A 25,811-nucleotide genomic window follows, 5' to 3' on the forward strand; every position below is an offset into this window, starting at 1 on the left:
CGCAACGGAGGTCGCATGCCACCGCTACGCGCAATCCATCTGCTGCAAACGAAGGAAGGCTCCCGTCTGCATGGCGCCGGGCTCGACCGGTGGCGCCGCTGGGGCCCGTATCTGAGCGAGCGTCAATGGGGCACCGTTCGCGAGGATTACAGCGAATACGGCACGGCGTGGGACTACTTTCCGCACGACCATGCGCGCAGCCGCATGTATCGATGGGGCGAGGACGGTATCGCGGGATTCGGCAACGACCCGCTCGACTGGTGCGTGTCGCTAGCGTTGTGGAACGGCCGCGATCCGATCATCAAGGAGCGGCTTTTCGGTCTCACGAACGAGCAAGGCAATCACGGCGAAGACGTAAAGGAACTGTACTTCTATCTCGACGGCACGCCGACGCATTCGTACATGAAGATGCTGTACAAGTATCCGCACGATGCGTATCCGTATCAGCAACTCATCGACGAGAACAAACGGCGCGGTCCCGATCAGCCCGAATACGAACTGCCCGACACGGGCGTATTCGATTGCGACCGTTACTTCGACGTCTACGTCGAATACGCGAAGCACGCGCCCGATGACATCGTGATGCGCGTGACCGTCGAGAATCGCGCGGACGAAGCCGCGACGCTTCATCTCTTGCCGCAATTCTGGGCGCGCAACCGGTGGGCGTGGTCGAGCAAATGGGGCAAGCCGTCGCTGAAGCTCGAACACGATGCGCGCGAAGGTGCCCGCGTCATCGCGCACAATCCGTCGCATGGCGAGATGGATGTCACGGCTTCTGCGCAAGCGCCGGTCGAATGGATTTTCTGCGAGAACGAGACGAACGTTCGTCGCATATACGGCATCGAAGGCGCGGGGCCGTTCAAGGATGGCTTCAACGACTATCTCGTCGAAGGCGACGAACAGGCGATACGCCGCGATCGCGGCACGCGTTGCGCCGCGCATGTGCATCTGCAACTCTCACCGCATGAAAGTTCCGTGATGTACTTGCGCTGGCGTCCGGCATCGGTTTCGAACGATCCGCCGCTCGACCTGGCCCAGCTTTTCGCGCGTCGCGAAGCGGAAGCCGACGAGTTCTATGCGACGCTGCAACACGATATCGACGATGCCGACGCGCGTCTCGTGCAACGCCAGGCGCTCGCCGGCATGCTATGGACGAAGCAGTATTATCAGTTCGACGTCACGCGCTGGCACGACGGCGATCCGGGCCAGCCCACGCCGCCGAAAGAACGGCGGCATGGCCGCAATGCTGACTGGCGGCACATGTGCAACGGCGACATCGTATCGATGCCGGACAAGTGGGAGTATCCGTGGTACGCATCGTGGGACCTTGCGTTCCATGCGGTCGCGTTCGCGACGATCGATCCCGACTTCGCGAAGAAGCAATTGCTGTTGCTCGTGAAAGAACGCTACATGCATCCGAACGGGCAATTGCCCGCTTATGAATGGGCATTCGGCGATGCGAACCCACCCGTTCACGCATGGGCGACATGGCGCGTGTTCGAGCTCGATCGCGAGATGACCGGCATCGGCGATCACGCGTTCCTCGAGGTCATGTTCCACAAGCTGCTGCTCAACTTCGCGTGGTGGGTCAACCGCAAGGACGCCGACGACCGCAATATCTTTCAGGGCGGATTTCTCGGCCTCGACAACATCGGCATCTTCGATCGCTCGCAGCCGCTGCCGACCGGCGGACGTATCGATCAGGCCGACGGCACCGCATGGATGGCATCCTACGCGCTCGACCTCATGCAGATCGGCCTCGAACTCGCGATGACGAACGAATCGTATGTCGAGATCGCGGTGAAGTTCTTCGAGCACTTCCTGTATATCGCGGAAGCCGTGAGCTGCGGCGAAGTCTGCAATACCGGCCTATGGGACGGCAGCGACGAATTCTTCTACGACGTACTGCATCTGCCGAACGGCGCGCGCGTGCCCATGCGCATTCGATCGATCGTCGGACTGATTCCGCTCTTCGCCGTTCATGTGCTCGAGGAAAGCGTGTACGGCGACTTGCCCGGACTGCGTGAACGCCTCGTATGGTTTCTCGATCATCGGCCGAACCTTGCGAAGCTCGTATCGCGCTGGACCGAGCCTGGCAAAGGCAACACGACTTTGCTTTCGCTCTTGCGCGGACATCGCATGAAAGCGCTGTTGCGCCGCACGCTCGATCAAGCGGAGTTCCTGTCGGACTATGGCGTACGCGCGTTATCCCGCGTGCATTGCGACAAGCCTTATGTGTTCGATCATGATGGCGTGAACGTCTGCATCCGGTACTTGCCCGCGGAATCGGATTCGCGCGTATTCGGCGGCAATTCGAACTGGCGCGGGCCGATCTGGATGCCGGTCAATTACTTGTTGATCGAATCGCTTTACGAGTTTCATCGCTACTACGGCGATGATTTTCGCGTCGAGCATCCGACGGGATCGGGCAAGTTTCATTCGCTGAGCGAAATCGCCGACGATCTCTCACGGCGCATCAGCATGCTCTTTTTGAAAGACGCCGAAGGCAAGCGTCCTGTGATGGCCGCGTATCCGATGCTGCAAGCCGATCCGCGCTCGCAGGATCTCATTCTCTTCCACGAGTACTTTCATGGCGACAACGGGCGCGGTGTCGGTGCGTCGCATCAGACTGGATGGAGCGGGCTCGTTGCGCTGCTGCTGCAACCGCGTCTGATGAAGTTATCGCACGTGGGGCCGGAAGCGCCCGTCATGGCCGTGCGTCTGCATGAAGAAGCGAGCGCCGAGATGGGACGCTAGCGCGTCATGAAGCATTCGACTTCGAATGCGTAGCTGCCGAAACAGAAGCCGCCTGTCCGTCGCTTTCGACGACACATTTTTCTGGTGCACGGGGTACCGCCGGAACGTTTGTACCTTGCGGATGCGGACGATGAAAACATTCTCGTGGATCTGATTTTCGCGCTGGAAATTCTGGCGCTCGCCTATACTTGAATCGTCGGTTCGCGTGTTTCTTTCATGTCCCCAGAGAACCGGAGGACGTCATCATGTTCAACCATCTGCTGGTTCCCACTGACGGGTCCGCGCTCTCCGAAGCGGCTGTCCGCATGGCGGTCTCGCTCGCCAAAGAGAACAGTGCGCGCATCACCGGTCTTTATATGGTACGGCCATTTCATATGACCGTTTATAGCGCCGAGATGGTCGGCGCGAGTCAGGATGAGGCGCACGCCGCAGATCAGGCCCGCGCGCGGCAATATCTCGAGAATCTGCGAAGTATCGCCGCCCAGGCCGGCGTCGCTTGCGATACGGAAGCGCCGACGGGCGCGCATCCGTATGAGGCGATTCTCGATACGGCGAAGGCGCGGCACTGCGATCTCATCGTGATGGCGTCGCATGGGCACGGCGGAATTCGCGGGCTATTGCTCGGGAGTGAAACGCAGAAAGTGCTTACGCATAGTCATTTGCCGATTCTGGTGGTGAGGCCGCCGGAGTGATGCGTCCGTCGTCCTACCGCTCCAGATTCCCGAAACAGACATACTTCGCTTCGAGATACTCCTCGACTCCCGACGATGCCCCTTCGCGCCCCATGCCCGATTCCTTGATCCCGCCGAAGGGCGCAACTTCGTTGAACACGAGGCTGTCATTCACGCCGACGACGCCGCATTCGAGCGCTTCCATGACGCGGAATGCGCGGCTGATATCGGCGGTATAGAAGTACGCCGCGAGCCCCGTGCGTGTATCGTTCGCGAGCGTGACGACGTCGTCCTCGTCCCTGAACGGCAGCACGCTGGCAATCGGGCCGAGCACTTCGTCGCCGCATACGCTCATCGACGGATCGACGTTCGTCAGCACCGTCGGCCTGAAGAAGTTCGATCCCGGCGCGACGCGCGAGCCGCCCGCTGCGATCTTCGCGCCGAGCCTGACCGCTTCGTCGACGAGACTTTCGATGCGCGTCACCGCCGCATCGCCGATAAGCGGGCCGATCTGCGCGCCCTCGTCCAGCCCGTCGCTCACTTTCAGCAACGCGACCTTGGACACGAGCTTCGCGACGAAAGTCTCGTACACGTCCTCATGCACGAAGAAGCGGTTCGCGCACATCGCCGCCTGCCCCGAATGACGAAACCGCGCATCGAGCGCGCCCTTCACGGCGAGGTCGATGTCCGCGTCGTCGAACACGATAAACGGACAGTTCGCCCCCAGTTCGAGCGACATCTTCTTCACGGTAGGCGCGCATAAAGTCATCAGCCGCTTGCCTTCCTCGATGGAACCGGTGAACGATACTTTCCTCACGTCGGGGCTCGCAAGCAGCGTGCTGCGAACCGGTTCGCCCTCGCCCGTCAACACGGAGAGCACGCCGCGCGGCAAGCCCGCGTTCTCGCCGAGCACGCACAGCGCGAGCGCGGAGAATGGCGTCTGCGGATCGGGGTGATGGATGACCGTGCAGCCCGCCGCGAGCGCAGCGCGACGCGTCGCGCAACCATCGACGAAGGAAAGGTCCATGACGTGATCGCGCCGCACACGCCAATCGGCTGATGCAGCACACGTATGCGTTGATTGCGTCGCGGCGCGGGAATGTTGTCGCCGTAAATGCGGCGCGCTTCCTCGGCGAACCAGTCGAGATAATTCGCGGCCTGCGTGATTTCGGAGCGCGCTTCGTGCAGCGGCTTGCCTTGTTCGCGGCAGAGGATGATGGCGAGATCGTCGCGATGATGTTCGACGAGGCGCGCCCACTCTCTCAGCACCGACGCGCGCTCGCGACTGCTCCAGCTGCGCCAGTCCTGCAGCGCCGCGTGCGCGCACTGGATGGCCTCCGTCACCTGCTCGTCCGTGACCTGCGGCACCGAGCCGATGATTTCTTTAGTGGATGGATTGATGACAGACACGCGCGGCAGCGAAGTATTGTCGATCCACGCGCCGCCGATATACGCCGATTGTTCGAAAAGACTGGGACACTGCAGTTCCATGGCTCGCTCCAATGCGTTGGCGCTTCGTGCAATCAGGTGCATCGAGCTTAACGCATTTTCCACTCGCCATTCGGACGCGCGCGGCATCCCGGGTATACGAATACTGCGCGCGCCGCTCACTCAACATCACATCAATGGCTCGCGCCCTCCACCGCGCCGATGCCCGTTTCGGAGCGCACGGTCTGCGCTTCGAAGCCTGCTTTATCGACACGCGCACGCGCCGATTGATCGGTTACGGAGAAGAGCCAGATGCCGATGAAACCGATCGCCATCGAGAACAGCGCAGGCGATGCATACGGGAACGGCGCATCCGCGTAGTGGAACACATCGACCCATACGGCTTTGGACAGGACCGTCATCACGACCGCCGAAAGCAGGCCGAGAAAGCCGCCGATTGCCGCGCCGCGCGTCGTGCAGCCGCGCCACAGGACCGACATGAAGAGCACCGGAAAGTTGGCGGACGCCGCGACCGCGAACGCGAGCGACACCATGAACGCGATGTTCTGCTTCTCGAACACGATGCCGAGCACGACCGCGACGATGCCGAGCACGATCGTCGTGATGCGCGACACCTTCAGTTCGCTCTTGCTGGACGCCTTGCCCTTCTTGAACACGGTCGCATAGAGATCGTGCGACACCGCCGATGCACCCGCGAGCGTCAGGCCCGCCACCACTGCGAGGATAGTTGCAAACGCAACTGCCGAGATGAAGCCGAGGAACACGTTGCCGCCGACCGCGCTCGCGAGATGCACCGCCGCCATGTTCGTGCCGCCGAGCAGCTTGCCGCCCGCATCCTTGAACATCGGATTGGTGCTCACCAGCACGATCGCGCCGAAGCCGATGATGAACGTGAGTATGTAGAAGTAGCCGATCCACGTCGTCGCCCAGAACACCGACTTGCGCGCTTCCTTCGCGTTGGGCACGGTGAAGAAACGCATCAAGATATGCGGCAGACCGGCCGTACCGAACATGAGCGCGATGCCGAACGAGATCGCCGAAATCGGATCCTTGATGAAGTTGCCCGGACCCATGATCGACGCCTTCTTCTCGTGCACGTCGACGGCCTTCGCGAAGAGCGCCTCGGGGCTGAAGTGGAATTGCCACAGCACCATGAACGCCATGAACGATGCACCCGCAAGCAGCAAACACGCCTTGATGATCTGCACCCACGTCGTCGCGGTCATGCCGCCGAAGAGCACGTACACCATCATCAGCGCGCCGACGATCACGACCGCGATCCAGTATTCGAGCCCGAACAGCAGCTTGATGAGCTGTCCCGCGCCGACCATCTGCGCGATCAGATAGAACGCGACGACGACGAGCGTGCCCGATGCAGCGAACGCGCGAATCGGCGTCTGCTTGAAGCGGTACGCGGCGACATCGGCGAATGTGAAGCGGCCGAGATTGCGCAGACGCTCCGCCATCAGGAACGTGATGATCGGCCAGCCGACGAGAAAGCCGATCGAATAGATCAGCCCGTCATAGCCATTGCTATAAACCGCCGCCGAAATGCCGAGAAACGACGCCGCCGACATGAAGTCGCCCGCGATCGCAAGACCGTTCTGAAAGCCCGTGATGCCGCCGCCCGCCGTGTAGAACTCGGCCGCGGAACGCGTCTTCTTCGCGGCCCATTTGGTGATGAAGAGCGTCGCGATCACGAACGCGATGAACATGCAGATCGCGGTCCAGTTGGTCGCCTGCTTGACCGCCTGACCGAGATCGCCGCCTGCTGCAAATGAACTCGCGGACGCCGCGAAAAGCGCGCCCGCCGTGACGATGCGTTGCGGCTTCATGCGGCCTCCCGCTTGATCTTGTCGGTGAGTTCGTCGTACGTGCTGTTGGCGTGGCGCACATACAGCCCCGTGATGACGACCGTGAACACGATCACGAACAGGCCGATCGGCATGCCCCATGTCATGACGCCCGCGCCCATCTTCGCGGCGAGCAGATCCTTGTTGAATGCGATGAGCAGCACATAGCCGTAATAGACGATCAGCACGAGTGCCGTCAGCGTCCAGCCGAGCTTCGAGCGCTTTCGCACCAGTTCGCCGTAAGCGGCGCTCGACTTTATTTTCTCTACGATCTTCAGATCCATTTCCGTCGTCTCCTGCATGAATGCCTCGTTTACGATGCGCTGGAGACTAAGGTAAAAGCGTCCGCTTACCCGTTTCTTACGTGAAGCGTTTTCTTTCGACGGGGTTTACGCGAAGCATCGTCCATTGCTATGCACCCGATAGGCGATCCATCGTTCGCCCGGGCAGCGTCGTCGCGCTGTCGTCTTTGAGGCTCACGCCCGTCAGCTTGCGCGTGCGCGCTTCGTTCAGCAGCCACGCGAGCTTGAACGCGGCCGCGTCGTAAGCAAGTCCTTCAGGACGCACGTTCGAAATGCAGTTGCGCTCCGCATCGCTGCGGCCCTGCACGGGATCGTAAGTCACATACACGCCGAGGCTCGCGGGCGAACTGAGCCCCGGCCTCTCACCGATCAGCACCGCGACGATGCGCGCCCTCAATATCGCGCCGATGCAATCGCCGAGCGCGACGCGCGCCTGAGTCGCGACGACGACCGGACCGATGCGCCATCCGTCGAGCCGCGCGATCGTTCTTTCGATGAGCGGTATCGCGTGCGTCGCCGCTGCGTTCGACGACAGTCCATCGGCGATGACGAACACGACATCCGCGTCCGTCGCGTGGGTCGCGAGACTCGCGGCGCTGTCGTCGCTCAGCATGCGGCCAAGATCCGGACGACGGAGATAAACATCGCGTGCCGAAGCGGCGCTGCATACCGAAGCACATGCGAATCGCCTCGAGGCCAGTTCTTCCAGCAACAACGAGACATCGAGCGGCCGATGCACCGCATCGCGCGCCTGCGCATGCGCGAGATTGAACGCGAGCAGCGGCGCGGTCGGCACGCTGTTGCCCGCGCGTCCCAGCGCGATGCGCGCATCGGTGAAACGGCGCAGCGCTTTCCACGGATTCCGGCTGACGCTCATCACGCCCTCATCCAGTCGTTCAGCGCGGGCCACTCGGCGCGCGTCTGAAGCATGCCGCGCGCATTCGTGATCTGAATCGCGCGCAGCCACGCTTCGAACTCCGGCGCGCGTTTCAGACCGAGCACGTCGCGCACATACAGCGCGTCATGAAACGACGTGCTCTGATAGTTCAGCATGACATCGTCTGCGCCGGGCACGCCCATGATGAAGTTCACGTTGGCCGCGCCGAGCAGCGTAAGCAGATTGTCCATGTCGTCCTGATCGGCTTCGGCGTGATTCGTGTAGCAGACGTCGCAACCCATCGGCACGCCGAGCAGCTTCGCGCAGAAATGATCTTCGAGTCCGGCGCGAGTGATCTGCTTGCCGTCGTACAGGTATTCCGGACCGATGAAGCCGACCACGGTATTCACGAGAAACGGATCGAACTTGCGCGCGACCGCATAGGCGCGCGCTTCGCAAGTCTGCTGATCGACGCCATGATGCGCGTTCGCCGACAACGCGCTGCCCTGTCCCGTCTCGAAGTACATCAGGTTCTCGCCGACCGTCCCGCGCTTCAGCGACAAACCCGCTTCATACGCTTCCTGCAACAACGCGAGCGAGATGCCGAACGACGCATTCGCCTTTTGGGTGCCCGCGATCGACTGGAACACGAGATCGACCGGTGCGCCGTGTTCGATCGCCGCAAGCGTGTTGGTCACGTGTGTCAGCACGCAGGTTTGCGTCGGCACGTCGTAGCGTTCGCGGAACGCGTCCATCATCGCGAGCAATTTGCCGATGGCCTGCGGCGAGTCGGATGCGGGATTGATGCCGATCATCGCGTCGCCGCAGCCGTACATGAGGCCATCGATCATCGAAGCGGCGATGCCTTGCACATCGTCGGTCGGATGATTCGGCTGCAGGCGCACCGACATGTGCCCCGGCAATCCCACGGTATTCCTGAAACGCGTGACGACCGGACGCTTCTTCGCCGCGAGAATGAGATCCTGATTGCGCATCAGCTTCGATACGGCCGCGACCATCTCGGGCGTCAATCCTTGCGATACGGCGACGAGCGCGGCGGTATCCGTCGTATCGGCGAGCAGCCATTCGCGGAACTCGCCGACCGTCAGATGCGACACGACGGCGAACGCCTCCCGCGAATGTTCATCGATGATGAGGCGCGTCACTTCATCGTCCTCATACGGAATCAACGCTTCTTCGATGAACGCGCGCAACGGCACCCTCGACAGCGCCAACTTCGCCGCCGCGCGCTCTTCTTCCGTCGCGGCGGCGATGCCCGCGAGTTCGTCGCCGGAACGTCGCGAACTCGCTTTCGCCAATAGCGTCTTGAGATCGTCGAAACGATACGTCCGAACGCCTACGGTTTCGCTGAAGCTCATACGCCGCTTCCGCCGACCGTCCTCAAACTCTTCCATTGCCCTTGCTCGACCTGAAAGAGCGTGTATGGAGGCTTGATGAGATCGCCATATGGATCGAACGAAATCTTGCCGGTCACGCCAGTGACGTTGACCTTCGCGAGCGCATCCACGATCTTGCCGCGATCGAGCGAGTTCGCATCGTGAATGGCCTTGATCATCGCGAGCGCTGCATCGTAGGCGAATGGCGCATATAGTTCGACATCCTGATTGAATCGCGCCTTGTAGCGCTTGCCGAACTCCTGCGCGGAAGGCAGCTTGTCGAGCGCGGGACCGGGCTCGAGGTCCTGCGTGCCGTTGCCCGATGTGCCCGCGATCTGCAGGAACGCGTTGCTCTTCAGTGCGCCCGCGCCGAAGAGCTGCGTCGTCATGCCGAGCGAGCGCATCTGCTTGACGAGCATCGCGCCTTGTTCATCGAGTCCGCCGAAGAAGATCAGATCGACGTTCTGGCTCTTCATCGTCGTGAGAATCGCGCGGAAATCGACGGCCTTGTCGTTCGTGTATTCGCGCGCGACGACCTTGCCGTTGGCTTCCTTCACGCCCTTCTCGAAGGCATCGGCGAGACCTTGCCCGAACGCCGTGCGATCGTCGATGATGCCGATGCGCTTCGGCTTCATCTGCTCGACGACGAAGCGCCCCGCCACCACGCCGCCCACGCCATCGTGGCCCATCGTGCGGAACACGTTCTTGAAGCCCTGTTTCGTGAGTTGCGGATTCGTCGAGCCGGGCGTGATCATCGCGACATTCGCCTGGTGATAGACGGTCGATGCCGGAATGCTGCATCCCGAGTTGTAATGCCCGATCACGCCGACGATGCCGCTATCCACCGCTTTCTGCGCGACCTGAATCGCGACGCGCGGATCGGCCTGATCGTCGTACACCTCCAGTTCGAACTTGACGGGCTTGCCGCCGACGATGGGATGCTTCGCGTTCTCTTCGTCGATCGCGAGTTGCGCGCCGTACTGCAAGTCCTTGCCGACGCGCGCAACCGGCCCGGTCAACGGTCCGACGAACGCGATCTTCACGACCTCGGGATCGGCGGCCCACGACATCGGCATGTACGCGGCAAGCACGCCCGCGGTCACGCCCGAAAGAAAGATACGGCGATTCATGTTCATGCTCCTCAGTGAAAACGCGACGCGCGATAACTCGCGAGATCGAGTGGCGGCGAACGTCGCGCGATGAGATCGGCGACGATGCGTCCGCTCACGCCCGCGAGCGTCAAGCCAAGATGCTGATGCCCGAACGCATACACGACGCGCTCGCTCGCCTTCGATGCGCCGATGACCGGCACGCCGTCCGGCAGCGTCGGACGAAAGCCCAGCCATTCGCGATCGGGCGTGCCGAGCGCGGGCAACGCGCGCTTCGACGATACGGTGACGAGATCGAGCAGCGCGCGATTGCGCTCCTCGATGAAACCCGCGAGTTCGACGGTGCCCGCGACGCGAATGCCATCGCTCATCGGCGTCATGTAGAAGCCGCGCTCCGCCCAGCCGCACGGCCGCGATATGAGGTTCGATGCCGACGCATAACGGATGTGGTAGCCGCGCTCGGTATCGAGCGGCACGCGATCGCCACATTGCTGCGCGAATTCGCGCGAACGCGCGCCCGTCGCGACGACGACATGATCGAAGCGGCGCGCATCGCCCTCGACGCGCAACGCGACGTCCTGCACGCCCGGCTCCATCGCGTCGACCTTCTTGCGTTCGAGTTGCGCGCCACGGGCGGCGAGCCGCTCGTGCAAGGCCTGAAGAAAGCCCGCCGGATCGCTGAAATGCCAGCTATCGCGAAACAGCACGCCGCGCGCGAAAATCGGCGCGAGTTGCGGTTCGAGTTCGCGGATCGCGCCGCTGTCGAGCACATCGAAGCCGACGCCAAGCCTCTCGCGCAATGCCAGCGAATCGCGCGACGCGTCGAACGAAGCCGCGCTCGAATACAGATAAAGGCATTCGCGCGGCTTGACGAAGCGCTTCAAGGCATCGTCGTCGAGCAAGGGTGCATAGCCTTCCTGCGCACGCGACAACAACGCGGCCAGCGCCTGCGCGCTCGCTTCGAAATTCTTTTGTCGCGAGCTCATCAGAAAGCGCGCGAGCCACGGCGCGAGTTGCGGCAGATAACGCCAGCGCAATCTGAACGGACTATCGTTCGAGAAGAGAAAGCGCGGAATATCGCGGAATACGGACGGATTGTTCACCGGCACGCATCCGTATGGCGCGAACGTGCCCGCGTTGCCGAACGACGCGCCCTGCGCCACGCCCGACGGATCGAACAGCGTCACGCTGTGACCGTCGCGCGTAAGCCAGGCCGCGCTCGCCATGCCGATGAACCCCGCGCCGATGATCGCCACGTTCGACATCAGTCCTGCCCCTTCCATGCGAGCCGATTGTCTTGCGACAGGAAGCCCGTCGCCGATTCGCTCTCTTCATGACGATGATGATGCTTCGCGGCGAAGAAGTACGCCGCCGATGCGGCCGCGAGGCTCGCGAGACTCGCCATCAGTTGCGGGCGCAGTTCGTGGTCCGCGCCCATGGCCGCAAGCACACCGACGATCGCGATCACGACGGCATACGACAGCCACGGGAAGAGCCACATCTTCAGCGTGAGACGCTCGGGCGCTTCGCGTTGAATGCGTCGGCGAATGCGGATTTGCGCCAGCGCCGTCGCGAGATAGACGAACAGCATCACCGCGCCCGATGCGTTCACGAGAAACAGGAACACGCCCTGCGGCGACACGATCGCGGCGACGATCGCCACATAACCGACGACGCTCGACAGCACCACCGCGAGACGCGGCACCTTGTTCGGCGTGAGCTCGAGCAGCGACTTCGGCGCATCGCCGCGTTCGGCGAGACGGAACAGAATGCGCGACGACACGTACAGGCCCGAGTTCAGCGCGGACAGCACGGCGACGAGCACGATCGCGTTCATGATGTCGGCGGCGTAGGGAATGCGCATCGTCTCCAGCGCGGCGACGAACGGCGAGTGGCCCGTCATGATGCTGCCCCACGGCACGATGCACGCGATCAGGAACAGCGAGCCGACATAGAACGTGATGACGCGCAGGATGACCGAGCGCGTCATCGCGGCGACGCTTTTCGCGGGATCGTCGGATTCGGCCGCGGCGATGGTCGCGATTTCCGCGCCGCCGACCGCGAAGATGACGGTCGGCACGGCGGCGAACACGGACATCGCGCCGAACGGCAGGAAGCCGCGATTGCCGGTGAGATGCGCCACGGCGCTGCCCGCGTGCCCGAAGCCGAGCAGATAGCCCGCGCCGATGGCGAGGAACACGATGATCGCCGCGACCTTGATCGACGCGAACCAGAACTCGAATTCGCCGTACGACTTGACCGAAAGCAGATTGATGACGGTCATCACGGACAGCAGCACGAGGCCGATGACCCAAACCGGCGCGGGTATCCAGCGCTGCAATATCGCCGCGCCGGCGACCGCTTCGACCGCGACGACGATCACCCAGAAATACCAGTACAGCCAGCCGCTCGTGAAGCCGGCCCAGTTGCCGAGGCCGATGCGCGCATATTCGGTGAACGAGCCGACGCCGGGCACGGCGAGCGCCATTTCGCCGAGCATGCGCATGACCATCAGCACCACGATGCCGGCGACGAGATACGACACGCACGCCGCCGGACCGACGGTCGCGAGCGTCGCGCTGCTGCCGACGAACAGCCCCGCGCCGATGATGCCGCCGAGCGCGATCATCGTGACGTGCCGCTGACGCAGCGCGGAGCCTAGCTTGGGTTGCGAGGTTTCAGGCAAGGACATCGGGGAATCTCCTGCGGACAAAGATCGGATGAATCGGGAAGCGCGGGATGAGACACGCACCAGACAAACTCTGATCCTAGAATCACACAATATTTTTTTGTGTGCAATTAAAAGCGTGGTTGTGTGGTCCCGGGATTTTCCCTGAGTGAAGGATGGAGCGGCACTTGCAGAGGCGTTTCAGCTCTCATACAGACATTGCGTCGGTGATGCGCTGAGTTAGAATCGGCAGACTTCCGCACAAATCGCGGACAAAGCAATGTTTGTATGGAGACACAGATTCATGGCTTCCGACAAGGATCAGACGCTGAGCGCAAACGGCGAAGCCGACGGCACGACGAAGCGATCGACCTATATCGAGGTGTCGAGCTCCATCGAGAAGGAAATCCGCAGCGGCATGTATCCGCCGGGCAGCCGTCTGCCGCCGCAGCGGCAACTGGCGAGCGAACTGGGCATCAACGTGTCGACGGTGTCGCGCGCGTACAAGGAGTTGCAGCTGCGCGGCCTCGTGATCGGCAGCAAGCGGCGCGGCTCGCTCGTCACGGGAGGCGCGATGCCGAGCGTCGAGATGCCGCCCGCGAGCACGGGCAGCTCGGTCATCGATCTGACGGTGAACCGGCCCGCGACCGGCGAATTCCTCGCGTGCCTCGCGCGCACAATGGGCGAACTGCCGCGCGATCCGCGCTTTGCGCAATTGCAGGAATATCAGCCGCCGCAGGGGCCGTCATGGGCGCGCGCGGCCGGTGCGCGCTGGATGAGCGCGCCGGGTTTCGCGCCGACGCCGGATCAGGTCGTCGTGACGAGCGGCGCGCAGCACGGGCTGTATGCGGTCCTCAACAGTCTGATCGGCACGGACGGCGTGATTCTCGCGGATCAGCTCACGTATTACGGGCTGAAGGCGCTCGCGCCCGTCTTCCAGTTCGAGATCGTGGGCATTCCGAGCGACCGCGACGGCTTGCTGATCGACGAAGTCGAGCGCGTGTGCAGGCGCGTGCCGGCGAAGGCGATTTTCACGGTGCCGAATCTGCAGAATCCCACGGTCACGACGATGAGCCTGGAACGGCGCATGGCGCTCGTCGATGTCGCGCGGCGGCATGGCGTCGCGATCATCGAGGACGACGTGTACGGGCCGCTCGTCGCGCAGCGTCTGCCGACGCTCGCGAGTCTGTGCCCCGAACTGACGTATCACATCTCGGCGACGTCGAAGATCCTAGCGCCCGGCTTGCGGCTCGGTTATCTGCTAAGCCCGCAGGACAACGCCGCGCTATGTGCGGAGGCCGTGCGTACGACGGCGTGGATGCCCGCGCCGCTGTCGATGCTGATCGCGACCGTCTGGATCGAGGACGGCACCGCGCAGCACATCATGAATGCGCAGCTCGCGGAAATCCGCGCGCGGCATGATCTCGCGCGCGAGTTGCTGCCGCAGGAATTCCTGCAATCGGATCCGGCGTGCATGTTCGTGTGGTTGAAGCTGCCGCTGCCGTGGCGCGCGGACGATTTCGCCGCGAATGCGAAGGCGCGCGGCGTCGTGGTAATGCCCTCGTCGGCGTTCGCGGTCGACCGGTCGGAAATCGAGCATGGGGTGCGCGTGAATCTCGCGTGCGCGGAAAGCCGGGATCAGCTCGTCAGCGGATTGCGGATGCTGGCGGGAACGTTGAGGGACCGGCCGCGGGCGCTGTTCGGGCATTTGTGATTCCGACTCGCCGCCGGAAAGCGCACGGCGGCGGCGTCACGGCGCCCAAGTCAGGACATCGACATTTCGGTTCGGCGTTGCATTTATCGTCACGATGAATCCGACGGCTCGCTAAGCCATCCATACCTTCCCCGCCGATTCAGCACGCCAGTTCAGTAATTGCTGCGCATCCCGATCCACACCATTCAGTCAAAATGCCGATAAACGCTATGGCGTTTTCATCCGAGTTCAGCTATTAGTAGACTCGTCACGCACGTCACGCCACTCGGTGGCGAACCAAGAGCATCTCTCTGGCTATAACTCGACCGTCAAAACCGGAGGCAGCTACGCCACATTACAAGCATCAGGCTCGCGCTCGCTGACGTCGCCCTAAGTCCTGTCCCGCGCGATTTCATCGCATGGCGCAGGCGCACCGGAAATGCGCACGCTTTCCGGGCGCATCCGCCTAAACGCACACCGCGAGCATTGTCGTGGCGAGGCGCTCTGTTGGCGCGTTCGCTCATCAACGATCGGCCATCCCAACGGGGGAGGCGCCCATGGCGTTCGTGTCGGAACACGTACTGGACTGCTGCTCGTTCGCTCCACCTTCGCGCTCCATGCGCGCGCTGCGCGTGGGCGCGATCGCCGCGCTCGCGTCGCTCTCGCTCGCAGCGTGCAAGAAGCCGGCGCCGCCAGCGCAGAAGCCCGCCGTCGATGTCACCGCCGTGACTGTCACGGCGCAATCGACGCCCGTCGACTTCGAATTCACCGCGCAGACGCAAAGCTCGCGCGAGGTCGAAATCCGCGCGCGCGTCGACGGCTTCCTCGAAAAGCGCATGTACACCGAAGGCGCGCTCGTCTCGGCCAATCAGGTCATGTTCCTCATGGACAAACGGCCGTTCGAGGCCGCGCTGCAGACGGCCAAAGGCTCGCTCGCGCAACAGCAGGCGCGGCTGCTCGTCACGCAGCAGAATCTCGCGCGCGTGAAGCCGCTCGCCGCGATGAACGCATTGAGCAAGAAGGATCTCGATGACGCCATCGGCAACGAAAAGAGCGCCGAGGCCGCCGTCATCGCCGCGAAAGGCGAAGTGCAGACCGCCGAACTGAATCTCAGCTACACGACGATCCGCTCGCCGCTCAAGGGCCTGTCCAGTTTCGCGCGCATCCAGGAAGGCAGCTACGTGACGCCGACGCAGGGCGGCCTGCTCACCTACGTCTACCAGCTCGATCCGATGTGGGTGAACTTCAGCATCTCGGAGAACGAACTGCTGGGCTATCGCGAGCAGATCAAGAAAGGCGAACTGCGCTTTCCGCCCGACAACAAGTTCGATGTGACCGTCATCCAGGCCGACGGCTCCGTCTTTCCGCAAACCGGTCGCATCGACTTCACGAATCCGGCGTTCAGCACGGAGACGGGCACGTTCCTCGTGCGCGCGGTGTTCGCGAATCCGCAAGGCACGTTGCGACCGGGACAGTTCGTCAAGGCGCGCGTGGCGGGCGCGGTGCGACCCAACGCGATTCTCGTGCCGCAACGCGCCGTGCTGCAGGGCGCGAAGAGTCACTTCGTGTGGGTGCTCGACGAACAGTCGAAGCCGCATCAGCGCGTCGTCGAAGTCGGCGAATGGCACGGCGACGACTGGTTCATCACGAACGGCCTGAAGGCGGGCGAACGCGTCATCGTCGATGGCGCGATACGCGTCGGCGCGGATACGCAGGTTCGCGTCGTCGCCGCACCGGCCGCGGGCGGCGCGGCGGCATCGGGCGCGCAGGAGGCGTCGCTCGGAGACGCGAAGAACGCAAGCGGCGGGACCGAAAAGTGAAGTGATTTGATCTGACGACAAGCACGTCGCGCGGAAGAGGCCAATGAACATTTCACATTTCTGCATTGACCGTCCGATTTTCGCGTCGGTCATTTCGATCATCATCACGCTGGGCGGCGCGCTGACCATGCTCGCGCTGCCCACCGCGCAGTATCCCGACATCACGCCGCCGCAGATCACGATCTCCGCGACTTATCCGGGCGCGAGCGCGGATGTGGTCGCGAACAACGTCGCCGCGCCGATCGAGCAGCAGGTCAACGGCGCGGACAACATGATCTACATGAGCTCGTCCAGCTCGTCGACGGGCAATCTCACGATCAACGCGTACTTCCAGATCGGCACGAATCCGGAACTCGCACAGGTCGACGTGCAGAACCGCGTGAACCTCGCGCTGCCGCAACTGCCGCAGTCGGTGACGGCGCAGGGCGTGCAGGTGCAGAAGAAGTCGCAGGCGTTCATGATGGTCATCGCCATCTATTCGCCCGACGAGCGTTATGACGCGACGTATATCGCGAACTACGCGAACGTGTACGTCCTCGACGCGTTGAAGCGCATTCCGGGCGCGAACCAGAGCGCGATCTTCGGCACGCCCGATTACGCGATGCGCATCTGGCTCAAGCCCGACCGCATGGCGCAGCTCGGCATCACCGCCGCCGACGTGCAACGCGCCGTCGCCAATCAGAACCAGCAGTTCGCGGTCGGCCGTCTCGGGCAATCGCCGACTGGCGCGCCCGTCGAACAGTCCTTCGCGGTGACGACGACGGGCCGCCTCACCGAGCCTGCCGAGTTCGAGAACATCATCATCCGCGCGCAATCGGGCGGCGCGGCGATCGTGCGTCTGAAAGACGTGGGACGCGCGGAGCTGGGACAAAAAGACTATTCGATCCGCAGCCGCTTTCAGGGCAAATCGGCGACGGTGCTCGCGGTGTATCAGCAGCCTGGCGCGAACGCGCTCGATGTGTCCAAGCAGGTGCGCGCGTCGCTCGCGGAAATGAAGAAGACGTTCCCGCAGGGCATCGACTACGAAATCGCGATGGACACGACGGAGTTCACGCGCGCGTCCATCTCCGATGTGGTGCATACGTTCTTCGAAGCGGTCGTGCTGGTCGTGATCGTCGTGTTCGTGTTCCTGCAAAGCCTGCGCGCGACGCTCATTCCGGTGCTCGCGGTGCCGGTGTCGATTGTCGGCACGTTCATGGGCATGGAAGCGCTCGGCTTCTCCATCAACATGTTGACGCTGTTCGGCATGGTGCTTGCCATCGGCATTGTCGTGGACGATGCGATCGTCGTGATCGAGAACGTCGAGCGCAACATGACGGTGCACAAGCTCGATCCGAAGACCGCCGCGAAGAAGGCGATGGACGAAGTGGCCGGGCCGGTCGTCGCCATCGTGCTCGTGCTGTGCGCGGTGTTCGTGCCGGTGGCGTTCCTCTCCGGCATCACGGGGCAGATGTACAAGCAGTTCGCCATCACGATCGCGATATCGGTGGTGATATCGGGCCTCGTCGCGCTGACCTTGTCGCCCGCCCTCGCCTCCTTGCTGCTCAAGCCGGGACATCACGAGAAAAAGGGCTTTTTCCGCTGGTTCGACAATCAATTCGCGCGCATGACGCGGGGCTACACGCACCTCGTGCGGCTCGTCATCAAGCGTTTCGCGATCGCGCTGCTGCTCTTTGTCGGCATGATCGCGCTCGCCGTCATGATGATGCGCGACATTCCGACGGCGTTCCTGCCGCCCGAGGATCAGGGCTATCTGCTCGGCGCCGTCATCATGCCCGATGCCGCGTCGCTCGACCGCACCGGCGCCGTGTCCGACCGCGTGACCGAATACTTCATGAAACAGCCGGCGGTCGGCAGCATCACAACGGTCGATGGCTTCTCCATTCTCGACAGCCAGAACAAGAACAATTCGTCGACGTTCTTCGTCGGCTTCAAGAGTTTCGAGGATCGCTATACGTCGGCGAATATCCGCACGCAGAACGCGCGCGCCGTGCTCGTCGATGCTTACAAGCATCTCTCGCAGATTCGGGAGGGCATCGTGGTGCCGCTGAATCCGCCGTCGATTCCGGGCCTCGGCACGACGGGCGGCACCGAAATGTGGATTCAGAGCAAGGGCGACGCGACCATCGCGCAGTTCGCCGGAATCGTCGACGATTTCGTCGCGAAGGCGAAAGCGCGGCCGGAACTGACGGGCGTGACGAGCACGTTCAACGCGTCGTCGCAGCAACTGCTCGCCAACGTCGACCGCGACAAGGCCGAAACGCTCGGCGTGCCCGTCGAGGACGTCTACAGCGCGATGCAGACGATGTTCGGCTCGCTGTACGTGTCGCAGTTCAATCGATCGAGCCGCCTGTGGCAGGTGATTCTCCAAGCGGAGCCGCAGTATCGGCTGAAGCCCGACGATCTGACGCAGATTTTCGTGAAGAGCAAGAGCGGCGAGATGGTGCCGCTCAAGTCCGTGGTCAATACGAAGTACGTGACCGGTCCCGATCTCATCACGCGCTTCAACAACTTCCCCGCGGTGAAGATCACGGCGAACGCCGCGCCGGGCTACGCGTCGGGGCAAGTGATCGCGGCGCTGGAAGACATCGCGAAGGACTTGCCGAGCGATTACGGCATCGGCTGGAGCGGCGAGGCTTACGAGGCGAAACAGTCGGGCAGTTCGTCGGCGCTCGTGTTCATATTCGGCCTCATCATGGTCTTCCTGATTCTCGCCGCGCAGTACGAAAAGTGGAGCCTGCCGTTCGGCGTGCTGATGGCGGTGCCGTTCGCGATCTTCGGCGCGCTGCTCGCGATCCTCTTGCGCGGCCTGAACAACGATGTGTACTTCCAGATCGGTTTGACGATGCTCGTCGCACTCGCCGCGAAGAACGCGATTCTCATCTTCGAGTTCGCCGTGCTGAATCGCGAGGCGGGCGCGTCGGTCTACGACGCCGCGATGACCGCCGCCGAAGAGCGCCTGCGCCCGATCGTGATGACTTCGCTCGCGTTCATTCTCGGCTGCGTGCCGCTCGCGATCGCGACGGGCGCATCGGCGAACAGCCGGCACTCGATCGGCACGGGCGTGATCGGCGGGATGCTCGGCGCGACGGTCATCGCCGTGTTCTTCATCCCGATGTTCTTCTGGGGACTCGAAACGATGTCCTCCCGCTCGAAGAAGAAGAAGAAAGGCGCCGAAGCGAGCGCGCCGGATGCCAAGCAGACGCACGGCGGAAGCGGCCAGAACGCGTCGCCGTCCGCTCCGGACAAGGGAGACTGACATGCGGCGCGCCAGCCTCGTTCACTCGTTTTCGGGCATCGCCGCGGCGCTGTCGCTGTCCGGCTGCCTGCTCGGCCCGAACTACTCGCGTCAGCCGGTCGAAACCCCGGCGACGTACCGCTTCGCCGCGCCCGAAGTCGCCGACGCCGCGAACTCGGAATGGTGGCGTCAGTTTCAGGATCCGGTTCTCGACGAGCTGATCTCGACGGCGCTCGCGAACAACAAGGACGTCAAGATCGCGGCGGCGCGCGTCGATCAGTTCATGGGCCAGTTCGTCACGACGCGTTCCTTGCTGTTCCCGCAGATATCGGCGGGCGCGACGGCCTCGCGGCAGCGCGCGTCGGCGGCGGGACCGCAACCGCTCAACGGCTTCGGGCCGGTCTACAACGACTTCCAGGCGTCGATCGCCGCGTCGTGGGAACTCGATCTCTTCGGCCGCACCCGGCGTCTGACCGAAGCCGCGCGTGCGAATCTGCTGTCGAGCGAAGAAGGACGGCGCGCGACGATCCTGTCGCTGGTGGCATCGGTGGCGTCGTCGTATCTGAATTTGCGCAGTCTCGACAAGCAGCTCGAAATCGCGAAGGCGACGACGCAAAGCCGCGCCGAATCGGTGCATGTGTTCACGCTGCGCTTCGAAGGCGGCGAAGTCTCGCAGATGGAACTCGCGCAAAGCCAGTCCGAATACGAAGCCTCGCTCGCGACGATTCCGCAGCTCGAAACGCAGATCGCGCAGCAGGAAGACGCGCTGTCTATCCTGCTCGGCGCGAATCCCGGGCCGATCGTGCGCGGCCGAACGCTCGGCGAGATGGCGACGCCCGTCATCCCCGCCGGCCTGCCTTCGGACTTGCTGGAGCGCCGGCCCGATCTGCTGCAGGCGGAACAGGATTTGATCGCGGCGAACGCGCTGATCGGCGCGGCGCGCGCGCTCTATTTCCCGCAGATTTCGCTGACGGGCCTGCTCGGCACCGCGAGCGGCCAGTTCTCGTCGCTGTTCACGGGGCCGTCGCGCATCTGGTCGTTCGCGGGACAGGTCACGCAGCCGATCTTCACGGCGGGCAACATCTCGGGTCAGGTGCAGTCCGCCGAAGCGCAGCAGCAGGCGGCGCTGCTCACGTATCAGAAGGCGATCCAGGTCGCGTTCCAGGAAGTCGACGACGCGCTCATCGCCTCGCAGAAACTGCACGAACAGCTCGAAGTGCAGGGCCGCCAGGTCACGGCGCTCGCGACCTACTCGCGCCTTGCGCGGGCGCGCTACGAAGGCGGTTATACGAGTTACATCGAAGTGCTCGACGCCGAGCGCAGCCTCTTCAACGCGCAGTTGTCGGCGACGCAGACGCAGGCCGCCGCGCTCGTGTCGTTCGTCACGCTCTACAAGGTGATGGGCGGCGGCTGGGTCGTCGCAGCCGACAAGATGACGACGCAACAGCAGTCGGCCACGCCTTCCGCCGATTCGCCCAAACCGGGCCAGCCCGCTTCGCAGACGGTGCAATGAACACGGTCACATCGGAGGATCGCGACGCGCGGCCGCTGATCGCGTGTCACGAATGCGATCTGATGCAGCGCGAGTGCGACGTGCCGCCCGGCGGCACGCTGCGCTGCTGCCGCTGCCGCGCCGTGCTGTACCGGCGCCGCGGGCGCGGCTTCGATCGCGCGCTCGCGTACGCGCTCGCCGCCTGCGTGCTGTGGCTGATCTCGAACGCGTTTCCGATCGTCGGTCTCGCGGTGAACGGCGATCTCGTCGAGACGACGCTCTTCGGCGCCGTGCGCGTGCTCTATCGCGACGGCATGTGGCCGCTCGCCGCCCTCATCTTCTTCACGACGATCCTGATGCCCGCCGTGCAGGCGCTCGGCATGGTGTGGCTGCTGCTGCCGCTTTATCTGGAGCGCCGGCCGTGGCGCGCCGACACCGTGTATCGCCTGCTGCGCGTCGCGCGCAACTGGGGCATGACCGAAGTGCTGATGCTCGGCTTGCTCGTCGCGGTCGTGAAGCTCGCGCATATCGCATCGGTGGTGACGGGGCCGGCGCTGTGGTCGCTCGCCGCGCTGATGCTGCTGCTCGTCGCGGCGTCATCGTCGTTCGATGAACGCGCCATGTGGCAGCGCGTCGAAGGCGCGCCGCCCGGCATGCCCGCCGACACGCCGCTCAAAGGGCGCACGGCGGCGGAAAGCGGCATCTGCGTATGTCACGATTGCGGCCTTTCCACGCGCGGCATGCAGCACCGCGGCCATCTGTGCTGTCCGCGCTGCGGCGCGCATTTGCATCTGCGCAAGCCCGCGAGCCTTTCGCGAACCTGGGCGTATCTGATTTCGGCGGCGATCCTGTATATCCCGGCGAACATCCTGCCGGTGATGAACACGAGCTCGCTCTTCGGCGCGCAGAAAGACACGATCATGAGCGGCGTCGCGTATCTGTGGACGTCCGGCTCGCCGCCGCTCGCGGTGCTCGTGTTCATCGCGAGCATCGCCGTGCCGATGCTGAAGATTCTCGCCATCGGCTATCTCGCCACGAGCGCGAATCTGCGCATGACGCAGCAGAGCGCGTTTCGCGCGCGCGTCTACCGTATCGTCGAATTCGTGGGACGCTGGTCGATGCTCGATATCTACGTGATCGCCGTGCTCGTCGCGCTCGTGCAGTTCAGCGCGATGGCGACGATCGAGGCCGGGCCGGCGGCGATCGCGTTCGGCGCGGTCGTCGTGCTGACGATGTTCGCGGCGATGTCGTTCGATCCGCGCCTGATCTGGGATTTCTCGCCGACTCGGGAAGGTACGCGATGAACACGCCCGATGCCGAAGTCGTGCCGAAGAGGCGCTGGCGCATTCCGTGGGTCTGGATCGTGCCGCTGGTCGCCGTGGCGATCGGCATCTGGCTCGCGGCGCAGGCCGTGCTGGAGAAAGGGCCGACCGTCACCATCAGCTTCAAGACCGGCGAAGGCCTCGAAGCCGGCAAGACGAAGATCAAGTTCAAGAACGTCGACATCGGCCTCGTCAAGACGGTCGCGCTGTCGAAGGATTACACGCGCGTGATCGCGACGGCCGAGCTGACGCGCGACGCGACCAACATGCTCGTCGACGACACGCGCTTCTGGGTCGTGCGGCCGCGCGTGGCGGGCGGCTCGGTGTCGGGCATCAGTACGCTGCTGTCGGGCGCGTATATCGGCATGGACATCGGCCGCTCGAAGCAGGACCGGCGCGATTACACTGGCCTCGAAACGCCGCCGATCTTCGCGAGCGACGTGCCGGGGCGGCAGTTCATCCTGAAGGCGACCGATCTCGGCTCGGTCGATGTCGGCACGCCGATTTATTTTCGCCGTCTGCAGGTGGGCCAGGTGACGGCGTTCGAACTCGACAAGGACGGCAGCGGCGTCACGCTGCACGTATTCGTCAACGCGCCCTACGACCGTTACGTGAACGCCGATTCGCGCTTCTGGCAGGCGGGCGGCATCGACGTGACGCTCGGCACCGACGGGCTCAAGGTCAACACGCAGTCGCTCGTGTCGATCCTCATCGGCGGACTCGCGTTCGAGACGCCCGCCGTGTCGCTCAGTTGGGCGGAAGCGCCGCGCGACACCGTGTTCACGCTGCATCCGACACGCGCCGATGCGCTGCGCGTGCGCGAAAGCATCGTCGATAAATATGTCTTCGCGTTCGATGGTTCCGTGCGCGGCCTCGCGGTCGGCGCGCCGGTCGAATTCCGCGGCATTCAGATCGGCGAGGTGTCGGCGATTTATACGCGCTTCGATCCGGTGACGAAGCGCATCAGCATACCGGTCGAGGTGAATCTGTATCCGGAGCGTTTCACGTCGCGCTTCGCCAACGTGCCGAAGGGCGGCCGCCTCACGAACGACCGCAAGGAACTCGCGGACCTGCTCGTCGCGCGCGGCATGCGCGGGCAGTTGCGCACCGGGAGCCTGCTGACGGGCCAGTTATATGTGTCGATCGACTTCTTCCCGGCTGCGAAGAAAGCGAGCATCGACTGGAGCCGCACGCCGCCCGAAATGCCGACGACGCCTAGCGGCCTCGACTCGTTGCAGGATTCGGTCAACCGCATCATGACGCGCATCGACAAGCTGCCGATCGAGGAGCTGACCGCGAGCGCGCGGCAGACGCTCGACAGCACTACGCGGCTGATGCAGGGCCTCAACACGGAAGTCGTGCCGCAGGCCGCGACGACGCTCGCCGCGGCGCGCGCCGCGCTCGATGCCGCGCATTCCACGCTGATGCCGGATTCCGGGCTGCAGCAGGACACGGCCGAAGCGATCCGCGAACTGACGCGCACGGCGGTCTCGTTCCGCAGTCTCGCGGATTATCTGCAGCAGCATCCGGAAGCGTTGCTGCGCGGCAAGCCGGAGGACAAGAAGTGATGCGGCCCGTACTCGTCTCTCTCGTTCTTTCGATGGCGATGCTCGCCGGATGCGCCTCGCCGAGCGCGAGCTTTTATCGCTTGAGCGCCGATCCGTCGCTGACCGCGGCGACCGCGCGCGCCGCATCGAGGCCGGTGATCGTCGGACCGGTGACGGTGCCCGATCTCGTCGACCGGCCGCAGATCGTCACGCGCAGCACCGACAACGAAGTCACGTTGAACGAATACGCGCGCTGGGGCGAGCCGCTCAAGAGCAGCATCGCGGATGCCATCGCGGGCGATCTCGCGCTGCTGCTCGCATCGGATCAGGTCGCGCCTGCATCGCGCGCGATCGCGGATGCGAACGCGTGGCGCGTGCGCGTCGATATCCAGCAGTTCGAATCCGTTCCCGGCGATGCCGTCGCGATCGACGCGCACTGGTCCGTGCGCCGCTTCGGCGACGACAACGCGCTGACCGGCCGTTCGCTCGTGCGCGAGCCGGTCAACGGAAGCGGCTGGGATGCGCTCGTGGCCGCGCACAGCCGCGCGCTCGCGAGCGTGAGCAGGGATATCGCGGGGGCGATCGGGGGTAGTGGGCTCAAGTAGAAGCGCCCCTCACAGCACCAGCTTCGCCGCCTCATCGAACGCCGCGCCCGCGGGCGGCACATCGCGCCGCGCGATCCGCACGATCTCCACCGCGCGCGTCTGCGGCGGCTGCGTCGGCAAGTGCGCAAGCTCAATCGCGATGTCGGCGTGCGGCTCGTCGCAGCGCGTTTCCATCAGCAGGTTCATCTGATTCAGACACAGCTCGCGATGCGTGACGGAAATCAGCGCCGCCGGCTCGGCGAGCAATTCGACGATGGTCTGAAGCTGCATCTCGATGGAATCGGCGAGCGAGCCGAGTGCCGAGAGCGCGGCTTCGTTCTCCTCGAAATCGCGCTGCAGCCGCGTGGCGTCGCCGGCCAGATCCGTCGATGCAATCAGGCCGCTCATGCCCGCGCCGCGCCGGCCGAGCATCTGCATGCGCGCGGTCAGCAACGCGCGATGTTCCTGCAGCGCGTCGCGCCGCGCGTCGTTTTGCGCGACGCGCGACATCGCTTCCAGCACGAACTGCTCGACGATCCGCTGCACGAGATCCTGTCTGAGCGCTTCGTCCGTTCCGTTGCAAAAGCGCAAGCGCTTGTCGTCGAAGCTGACCGCCGTGCGCGCGACGTCCGAACGCAACGCGCCGCCCTCCACCGCCGCGACGAGCACCTTCCGCTCGACGAGCGTCGCGCCCAGCACCGCGAACCCATGATCGGCGGCAATGTTGCCGTCGAACCAGCCGCGCACATCGTGCGATTCGCCGATCACGCGCGCGACGTCGTCCGGCGTCGCGAACTTCGCGCGCAGATACGGATCGTCCGCCCATGCCGCCGGTGTCGCGTCGCGCGGCGCGGGCAGCGCCGCGACGAGTTCCCGCGCGTGATCCAGCGTCTTGCCGACGACCGGCGCGAGCCGCGACTCATAACGGCTCGCGAGGCGCACCTGAGGCGCGACCGCGACGATGCGGCCGAGCGCCTCCTTGACATCCTCGCGCGAGCTCGCGTTATCGCGCCGGAACAGCCAGTTGAACAT

Annotated in this window: 17 protein-coding genes and 1 pseudogene; 9 read left to right on the top strand and 9 right to left on the bottom strand. The window is 63.9% G+C overall.

The annotated features are described in order from the left end of the window. Nucleotides 1-15: 15 nt before the first annotated feature. Nucleotides 16-2,757, top strand: a complete 2,742-nt coding sequence (locus NCR93_RS22405) for an MGH1-like glycoside hydrolase domain-containing protein (RefSeq protein WP_175981160.1) — start codon at nt 16-18, stop codon at nt 2,755-2,757. A 245-nt stretch (nt 2,758-3,002) separates the two neighbouring features. Further along, complete coding sequence (locus NCR93_RS22410; protein WP_008348456.1) at nt 3,003-3,449, top strand: universal stress protein; 447 nt, start codon at nt 3,003-3,005, stop codon at nt 3,447-3,449. Between the two features lie 13 nt (nt 3,450-3,462). On the opposite strand, the pseudogene NCR93_RS22415 reads toward NCR93_RS22410, so the two are convergent. The 8 genes and pseudogenes from NCR93_RS22415 to NCR93_RS22450 all read right to left on the bottom strand — a co-directional run bounded on the left by NCR93_RS22415 (nt 3,463) and on the right by NCR93_RS22450 (nt 13,107). Continuing rightward, a pseudogene (locus NCR93_RS22415) lies at nt 3,463-4,919 on the bottom strand (NAD-dependent succinate-semialdehyde dehydrogenase). 131 nt (nt 4,920-5,050) lie between these two features. Then, nucleotides 5,051-6,712 carry a cation acetate symporter gene (locus NCR93_RS22420; RefSeq protein ID WP_008348460.1) on the bottom strand — a complete coding sequence of 554 codons (1,662 nt, stop codon included), beginning with the start codon at nt 6,710-6,712 and terminating at the stop codon, nt 5,051-5,053. Continuing rightward, a complete protein-coding gene (locus tag NCR93_RS22425; protein WP_086969236.1) occupies nt 6,709-7,014 on the bottom strand; it encodes a DUF485 domain-containing protein in 306 nt (101 codons plus the stop codon). Before NCR93_RS22425 ends, NCR93_RS22420 begins: the two co-directional genes overlap by 4 nt. 127 nt (nt 7,015-7,141) lie before the next feature. Continuing rightward, nucleotides 7,142-7,909: an ethanolamine ammonia-lyase subunit EutC gene (eutC, locus tag NCR93_RS22430; RefSeq protein ID WP_175981162.1), complete on the bottom strand. Its 768-nt coding sequence runs from the start codon at nt 7,907-7,909 to the stop codon at nt 7,142-7,144. Next, entirely contained in the window at nt 7,909-9,288 is a 1,380-nt protein-coding gene (locus NCR93_RS22435; protein ID WP_175981164.1) for an ethanolamine ammonia-lyase subunit EutB, read from the bottom strand. The genes eutC and NCR93_RS22435 overlap by 1 nt, the downstream gene beginning before the upstream one ends. After that, on the bottom strand, nt 9,285-10,436 hold the full coding sequence (locus tag NCR93_RS22440) for a branched-chain amino acid ABC transporter substrate-binding protein (RefSeq protein ID WP_008348467.1): 1,152 nt from the start codon (nt 10,434-10,436) through the stop codon (nt 9,285-9,287). The genes NCR93_RS22435 and NCR93_RS22440 overlap by 4 nt, the downstream gene beginning before the upstream one ends. An 11-nt stretch (nt 10,437-10,447) precedes the next feature. Further along, a complete protein-coding gene (locus NCR93_RS22445; RefSeq protein WP_175981268.1) occupies nt 10,448-11,680 on the bottom strand; it encodes an NAD(P)/FAD-dependent oxidoreductase in 1,233 nt (410 codons plus the stop codon). After that, nucleotides 11,680-13,107, bottom strand: coding sequence for an amino acid permease (locus NCR93_RS22450; RefSeq protein WP_175981166.1), 1,428 nt, complete (start codon nt 13,105-13,107; stop codon nt 11,680-11,682). Before NCR93_RS22450 ends, NCR93_RS22445 begins: the two co-directional genes overlap by 1 nt. 280 nt (nt 13,108-13,387) lie before the next feature. Here NCR93_RS22450 and NCR93_RS22455 point away from each other — a divergent pair, with 280 nt between their 5' ends. The 7 genes from NCR93_RS22455 to NCR93_RS22485 all read left to right on the top strand — a co-directional run bounded on the left by NCR93_RS22455 (nt 13,388) and on the right by NCR93_RS22485 (nt 24,800). Next, nucleotides 13,388-14,797: an aminotransferase-like domain-containing protein gene (locus NCR93_RS22455; protein WP_175981168.1), complete on the top strand. Its 1,410-nt coding sequence runs from the start codon at nt 13,388-13,390 to the stop codon at nt 14,795-14,797. Between the two features lie 536 nt (nt 14,798-15,333). Next, nucleotides 15,334-16,596 (top strand): efflux RND transporter periplasmic adaptor subunit, encoded by a 1,263-nt coding sequence (locus NCR93_RS22460; protein ID WP_008348475.1) that lies wholly within the window; start codon nt 15,334-15,336, stop codon nt 16,594-16,596. A 43-nt stretch (nt 16,597-16,639) separates the two neighbouring features. After that, a complete protein-coding gene (locus NCR93_RS22465; RefSeq protein WP_250532285.1) occupies nt 16,640-19,855 on the top strand; it encodes an efflux RND transporter permease subunit in 3,216 nt (1,071 codons plus the stop codon). 1 nt (nt 19,856) lies between these two features. After that, the gene (locus NCR93_RS22470; RefSeq protein ID WP_008348477.1) at nt 19,857-21,347 is read left to right on the top strand and encodes an efflux transporter outer membrane subunit; all 1,491 of its coding nucleotides are present in this window, start codon (nt 19,857-19,859) and stop codon (nt 21,345-21,347) included. Further along, the gene (locus tag NCR93_RS22475) at nt 21,344-22,630 is read left to right on the top strand and encodes a paraquat-inducible protein A (RefSeq protein WP_008348479.1); all 1,287 of its coding nucleotides are present in this window, start codon (nt 21,344-21,346) and stop codon (nt 22,628-22,630) included. The genes NCR93_RS22470 and NCR93_RS22475 overlap by 4 nt, the downstream gene beginning before the upstream one ends. After that, entirely contained in the window at nt 22,627-24,216 is a 1,590-nt protein-coding gene (locus tag NCR93_RS22480) for a PqiB family protein (RefSeq protein ID WP_175981172.1), read from the top strand. Before NCR93_RS22475 ends, NCR93_RS22480 begins: the two co-directional genes overlap by 4 nt. Beyond that, nucleotides 24,216-24,800, top strand: a complete 585-nt coding sequence (locus NCR93_RS22485; protein ID WP_239294856.1) for a PqiC family protein — start codon at nt 24,216-24,218, stop codon at nt 24,798-24,800. The genes NCR93_RS22480 and NCR93_RS22485 overlap by 1 nt, the downstream gene beginning before the upstream one ends. A gap of 9 nt (nt 24,801-24,809) precedes the next feature. Here the strand turns inward: NCR93_RS22485 and NCR93_RS22490 are convergent, their stop codons facing one another. Beyond that, on the bottom strand, nt 24,810-25,811 hold the full coding sequence (locus NCR93_RS22490; protein WP_175981174.1) for a hypothetical protein: 1,002 nt from the start codon (nt 25,809-25,811) through the stop codon (nt 24,810-24,812).

This window comes from Caballeronia sp. ATUFL_F1_KS39 (genome assembly GCF_023630985.1).
Taxonomy (GTDB): domain Bacteria; phylum Pseudomonadota; class Gammaproteobacteria; order Burkholderiales; family Burkholderiaceae; genus Caballeronia; species Caballeronia zhejiangensis.